Annotated in this window: 5 protein-coding genes and 1 pseudogene; 4 read left to right on the plus strand and 2 right to left on the minus strand. The window is 49.1% G+C overall.

Annotated elements, in window-relative coordinates:
• The first annotated feature begins 414 nt into the window (after positions 1 to 414).
• From O2S87_RS17725 to O2S87_RS17735, 3 genes are all read left to right on the plus strand, one after another.
• Positions 415 to 1,527 carry an acyltransferase gene (locus tag O2S87_RS17725; protein WP_475410075.1) on the plus strand — a complete coding sequence of 371 codons (1,113 nt, stop codon included), beginning with the start codon at positions 415 to 417 and terminating at the stop codon, positions 1,525 to 1,527.
• A 277-nt stretch (positions 1,528 to 1,804) separates the two neighbouring features.
• Positions 1,805 to 1,975 (plus strand): hypothetical protein, encoded by a 171-nt coding sequence (locus O2S87_RS17730; RefSeq protein WP_475410076.1) that lies wholly within the window; start codon positions 1,805 to 1,807, stop codon positions 1,973 to 1,975.
• A gap of 766 nt (positions 1,976 to 2,741) precedes the next feature.
• Entirely contained in the window at positions 2,742 to 3,692 is a 951-nt protein-coding gene (locus O2S87_RS17735; protein WP_475410077.1) for a DUF4268 domain-containing protein, read from the plus strand.
• Between the two features lie 450 nt (positions 3,693 to 4,142).
• On the opposite strand, the gene O2S87_RS17740 is transcribed toward O2S87_RS17735, so the two are convergent.
• Positions 4,143 to 4,712 carry a DUF4143 domain-containing protein gene (locus O2S87_RS17740; RefSeq protein ID WP_475410079.1) on the minus strand — a complete coding sequence of 190 codons (570 nt, stop codon included), beginning with the start codon at positions 4,710 to 4,712 and terminating at the stop codon, positions 4,143 to 4,145.
• Positions 4,713 to 5,778: 1,066 nt separating this feature from the next.
• On the opposite strand from O2S87_RS17740, the gene O2S87_RS17745 reads away from it, so the two are divergent.
• Positions 5,779 to 6,180 (plus strand): HAMP domain-containing protein, encoded by a 402-nt coding sequence (locus O2S87_RS17745; protein ID WP_475410078.1) that lies wholly within the window; start codon positions 5,779 to 5,781, stop codon positions 6,178 to 6,180.
• An 18-nt stretch (positions 6,181 to 6,198) separates the two neighbouring features.
• On the opposite strand, the pseudogene O2S87_RS17750 reads toward O2S87_RS17745, so the two are convergent.
• Positions 6,199 to 6,296, minus strand: a pseudogene (locus tag O2S87_RS17750) (IS5/IS1182 family transposase); the annotation flags it as partial.

A 6,296-nucleotide genomic window follows, 5' to 3' on the forward strand; every position in this document is an offset into this window, starting at 1 on the left:
AGTTCCTCGTCGAGAGTGTTGACGACAAAATTAAGCAGATGCTCTTCTTCGATCTGGTTGTCTGTTTGGAGTTCTTTCACACCATGTCCAAACAGACACTCCATCTAACCCGATGTGATCGACTGAATCCAGATCTTTTAGTCGACCACTACCGTGACAACCGTTAAGAGGAACTTTGCACTTTATCTATAGACTCACAAGTTCAGTGGCCTACAGTCTGTATAAGGAGAACAGGCATGGAATACACTCACGAGTTGATCAGATGATCTGATTACTATACTTAGAGGACGTACTTACCTGGTCGCTACTCTGAGTTCAGATATATCCGCTTCCTATCTTTGTCTTCTCCCTTAGAACGATCATCAGAGCACACCATGCAAAACAGTCATTGTTGATTTGCCCCTACACTCTAAAGTGACTGATCGTATCTATAGCATCGATGCGATGCGAATCATTGCGATCGTATTCGTCGTACTGATACACACTGACCCGTTTCAGGGTGTTAACCAGTACGGAAATATGATAAACTTTGGTACAAAAACAGTTTCGCGGTTCGCTGTCCCGTTCTTTTTTATTACGTCGGGATATTTTTTTGCACTCAAAACGACTCACCGTGATCCCGCATCATATCTTGGCGCTCGAATCACCAAACTCGCATCCCTCTACCTATTCGGGCTCTTACTAGTCGTTCCGACATTCTTCGGTAGAGATCTCAGTTCTGCGGCGCTTGCCGGTCAGCCACTTCAGGAGAGTGCCATCAGCATCGTCATCGACTACCTTGATCCGGTCGAACTCCTGTATTACGGTACTTCGGTTTCCGAGATCCTTTGGTTCCTCCCTGCGTTGCTTTTCGCACTTCTCTTCGTGTACCTCGTCGAGGTCGTCGAGAAGCCGAGCTATGTACTCCCAATTGCGCTGTGCTTTCACCTTGTGGGACTTCTCGGTTCGACCTATACGATGTTCGTTGACGTGCCATTCGAGATTCGAGATGCACTCTTCTTTGGCTTCTTTTACACCAGTCTGGGATACACTATTCGAAAACGAGGCTGGGAGCCGTCCGAGGAGAAAACTCGCCTCCTCTTCAGTCTCGTCGTACTATTTGTCGTACTGCAATTCGTCGAATTCTACGTCCTCGGCTATCACCTTCGCGGCGAGGCGTTCGGGTCGTACGTCTATGCCCCCAGCTACGGGATTTCAACTGCGCTACTGAGTGCCACGCTCTTTTTGTTTCTCCTCTCAAAGCCGCGGCTGTTCGCCAACACGTCGCTCCCCGAGTGGGGAACCTACGCGGTGGGTATTTATGTTGTTCACCCGACAGTGTTTGCGATCCTGCGAGCTTTGCGTGAGACATTGGAATCGATGGGCTATGCAATCGATTCTATGATCATCTGGCATCTCGTCACGACACCTGCGACCATTGTCGGCGCGCTCGTAGTCTATCTGCTCGCTCACAAGCTCAGGCTGATTGAGATTGGGGGCAGTCATATGCCCGGGAAACCGTGGCTTGAGACTCGCAGATCGAATTAATACTCTAATCTGATTAATCCTCTTCTATCTCACAGATCCCACAGTAACGGCAAGATGAGACGAACCGGGAACTCCTGATCTGGTAGCGATTTTGTGCGAGAGATGCCTTACGAGTTCAGCACGGATTATTTTGACTGCTCGATTTCTGTCAGAAGGGACGTGACTGACTCAGAGGACGGGTCTTGTCATATCCTCTACTTTGTACAGTTATTGATGTGAAATCAAAATCGGTGTGAAATCACAAAGAATACTTAATTACGTCGGAAAGTTCTCCCAGATGACCGATCAAAAGCAGAATCTAAAAGAACTTTTTGCTGGGAATCAGATGACACTGGTCGGGATTGCACTTATTGTAATTGGAAACTCATCTGGTCTATTATTTGGATTTGGTATTTGGTTGGTAGCAGCAGGGACTTTGACTGTTGCTGTTTCCCTTATTCGCAACTGAATATTTTGGAGTGAGTAATTGGCGCTGTGAGTTCAGCACGGATTGTTCGGACTGCTCGATTACTGTCAGGAGTGGCGTGACCGACTCAGAGGTTCCATCTTGCACAGGACGTTCTGATAGAATCTGTATGAGTTAGTTGGTCACGCCCGTGATCAAGCGATGGTAACCGATAAGTCACCGTTTGTATTTTATATGAGTCCAGAATTCATTTTAGCGATTAGCATACGCGTTGGATTGAACGGTAGGTGTGGTCTACGTTCAAAAAATCATAATATGAGAAATGCTTTATTCTGATATTCCTAATTTAGAATGCTGAGAGAGCCGGGGGCACCTTTGAGGGGGCAAAGTCTCTCTCAGCAATTCTACTACTGTACTAATCCTCAAAAGTGTACTCCTAAAACCATTTTGTTGAATCATTATCCAACACAGAAAGGATAGTCCCAGATTAACTCGAAAGGGAAAAACCGAGGGAGTGGAGGAAAGAAACTACCTCTCAGGGGGAGAGGGAATGGGAGTGGTAACGGTGATGGAGAAAACCAATGTCACCCGGGCAGAGGTGTACCATTGATTTCCCCCATAACCGAGTCTGAGTGCCCAGCAGTTATAAAGAATCCTTCTAATCTGTATGATTGTCCAACAGCAGTCATCAACTACCTGAAAGATATGCGCTCGCAGTCTGGCACATCGGGTTTGATCGATTTATCGTATAACTCGATTACGAGGTCTTACGGGTGGGAATTATGACGTTTCGTTTTGAATTGGGATTATGCCAAACTTCGGATCACTTGAGCCTCAAGATGTCCGCGACTATTGGGCTCACGAAGAGCGCGATTTTACGCCTTGGGTTGCCGACCAACTTGACAGCGAAGGGTCCTCTGGACTTGAAAATGCGATTGGGCTCGATATCGAACTCATTGAACGAGAAAAACCAGTCGGCAAATACAACGTCGACATCTTCGCTAAAGTCATCGACGATGGACGAAAAGTAGTCGTTGAGAATCAACTCGCCCGTTCTGACCACGACCATCTCGGGAAGTCTATCGCATATGCCGCTGGCGTCGACGCTGACATCATCGTCTGGATCGCTCCAGAGTTCAACGATGAGCATCAAGACGCGATCCAGTGGCTGAATAACAATAGTCGGGAGAATATCGACCTTTTCGCCATCCGGTTAGAGATTTGGCGAATCGATGACTCTCCACCAGCAGTTCGTCTCAATCCCATTGAGGAACCAAGCGAATGGAAAGAGAAAGCACAACGATCGAAAGGAGAACTTTCTGATCGAGAAACCCGCCGTGAAGAGTTTTGGACTACGTTCCGTGATCGAATTACCGAAGAGCAAACACCGTTGCGTGCACGCAAGCCAAGCTCTCGACACTACTACTCGAATCCAATCGGAACCTCCGGATTTCATTTATCGTTCCTCTTTGATCGGAAGGCAAGTGAGCGCGGCATCACGCTGTATATCGAAGACGATGAGGAGGCATTCTGGGAGTTCATCGATGATCAAAACCAGATTGAGGAGGAAATTGGTCAGTCACTGGAATGGGTTGAGCCTAAAGAGACACGGACGGGCAATATGCGCAGCGAGCTTCGACTCCGGACGGAAGGAACACTTGATGATCGAGAAAACTGGGAGAAGCATATAGAGTGGTTCTTAGAATACGGAGAACGATTTCATGAGGTATTTGGTCACCGATTACGCAATCTAAGATAGGTTACGTCTGACCTGGTTTTCACCGCACAATAGATTGTGAGTCGTGTGTACACTTATCCATTCATGTTTGAAACGGGAGAACTGCAGTTGTGGCTTCTTTCCCTCTGTCCCTGCTGGAGACGTTTGCAAACGTCTCACGGTACCACCGTATGAGTTCGTTTATATTGGGTTGTGTCTCTCAACGACTCCGCTTCATCGCTTGGCAGAGATCATTTAGAACAGGGTGTGACGGGGACCGGGGCTGCCTCTGACAAGCTATCTTTCTGTGTTATACTGTTTATATATTGTGATAGTAACAAAATATCACTAATCAAGTTGAAAATCAGGGTGCTTGAGGACATCTTCGTAGTAGAAGGGTAGATGGTAAATTGAACACCATCTCGACTTTCACAAAGGACGGTAACCGTCTGATCGCTTACCTAACTCCCGACGAACGAACCACGTACAAAGTTAACAGAGGAGTAAGTATAGCCAGTACGGTAGCTGTATAATCCCCTCACCAATCTCCTTGATTGGCTTGTTGCCTTCGATGGTATCACCTGCCAGGAGGAACCCAACCGGCACATCGTAGGTTTCTTTGAACTCTCGGACTGCCTCAAGCGACTCCTCGCGGTCTCGTGGCTGATACGCCAGCCCGATCGGGACAGGGATGCGATCCACCTCAAAGACAAAGTCGACCTCGCCTTCTCGTCCACGCCAATACTGAACTGACGGTGCGGCATCGTCTCCTTGGACAGTATTAATCCCGTAGGAAAACCGCATTGTGTGGTCGAACGCCGCAACTCGAGCGAGATCGGCCTCGCGATCGAAATCGTTGCGGACAGTCGACGCATTGCCGTCCGACAGCGCGGTCACCAATCCTGTGTCACGCACGTAGAGTCGCACCGACCGCGGGCGACTGTTATCGTACTCGGTAACACCGGTCAACAGGTACAGTTTCGAGAGTGCTGGTAGATAGCTATCGGCAATGGTTCGCCGGTCGACGTCGAACCGTCGCCTTCGCAGATGTCGTCGAGCGATTCAGCATACTTTGAGGTGGAGCCTCCGGCCTCAAGGAGCGACCGAAGGGAGCGAGTAGGCCGGGGAGGAAACCGACATGATACTGAGTAACTGTTAAGTTTCATCTCACCGTACAAATTACTAGTGCTATGCTGGCACAAGTCCCGCACAGTACGGGCCGCAGTAGCCCGGCCATAATGGTGGGTTCGCCGACCCCGAAGGGCGTTCGGTAGGCAGGGCGTACAAAACGCCCAGTCGCGTCAACTGACGGCGAGGACCACATCAAAGCCCTACCCTCAACGAGCGAGCCTGTTAGTGCGAGCGAAGTAGGGTAGGGTCGGTTACATATTGATTACTCTCAGCGACCGGTTACTGGTCTGTCTCAGTTGTCGACTACCTCTCACGACTATAGTGGTGGTCTTACGCCTTGAATTTGTTTTAGATACTTTTGGTCTACCAACGCGGTACTCAGGGTATTCCAGTTGCCATATTATACCGTCTCAGTTGTAATCTTTCATGTATTATCATTTATAAATCATCGGTGTTTAACTTCCCAGTTATAATGACTGATCGTATGGGGACTGTCAACGGGGCAAGAATCGGGGCAAAGATACGACGTTTCATCACTAACATTCCAGACGGGAGTCGAATCTCAGATACTGCGTTTAAAAGTCGACACCGGGGTGTACTCACGGGGACGGCCCTGCTACTCCCATTTATTTTCGGAGTTAGTCGACTCACTGGAACCGAGCCGATAACCGGGGCCGAACTACCCACAATTCCATTGGTGCACTCTGTGGCCGGGGTGGGGTTGATTGCGGCTCTCATTGGAGCGGCTGTGATTCCGATTTTCCCCCGACGAGTTCGAACGTCGCTCGCCTCATTTGCATTCATGACCTCTGCGGCGGTGTTAGCGTATTTTACTGGTGGCTTTATTGAAGCCCATTTTCTCTACTTCGTCGGTGTGGGCGTTGTTGCCCTCTATGAGGATTGGGTTCCGTTTGGAGTCGCAATTGGGTACGTTGCAACTCAACACAGTGTATTCGGTCTCCTAGAGTGGTTTACGGTATACAATCACCCTGCAGCAATGTCAAATCCCGTCGTCTGGGGAGGGATACACGCTGTGTTCGTCAGTATGCTCTCAGTGGCGATTCTCACACAGTGGCAATCGTTGGCGATCGCCCGTGATGAAATCGAAGCACAGTTCGAAGAAGTCAAACAGGCCAAGCAAGATGTCGAAGAGCAGAATAAAGAAGCTCAAAGACAACGCAATGAAGCTGAAAAACAGCGACAACAGGCCGAACGCCAGCGCGAGCGTATGGCTGAACTCAACACACAGTTGGCAGACTCCTATGGAAGTGTTATCGCTGCGTGCGCCAACGGTGATCTGACACAACGACTCGATGAGAACGTCGACAATGAAGCGATGGCCGATATCGCACACTCGTTTAACAATATGGTCGACGAATGGGAGCAAATGCTCTGTTGAATAGATGCTGAGTCACGGTTACAGCGGTTCACACAGTGGTTCTATGTTGATGATGGCGAACATCAGGACAATTTCACGGAACTGCCGATACCAGCCCAGCGCTCGCACGGCGTCGC

Source organism: Halohasta sp. A2 (assembly GCF_056175805.1).

Coding starts and splice junctions, on each gene's coding strand:
- O2S87_RS17730 (WP_475410076.1), top strand. CDS start 1,805: ATGACCGATCAAAAGCAGAATCTAAAAGAACTTTTTGCTGGGAATCAG.
- O2S87_RS17735 (WP_475410077.1), top strand. CDS start 2,742: ATGCCAAACTTCGGATCACTTGAGCCTCAAGATGTCCGCGACTATTGG.
- O2S87_RS17745 (WP_475410078.1), top strand. CDS start 5,779: ATGTCAAATCCCGTCGTCTGGGGAGGGATACACGCTGTGTTCGTCAGT.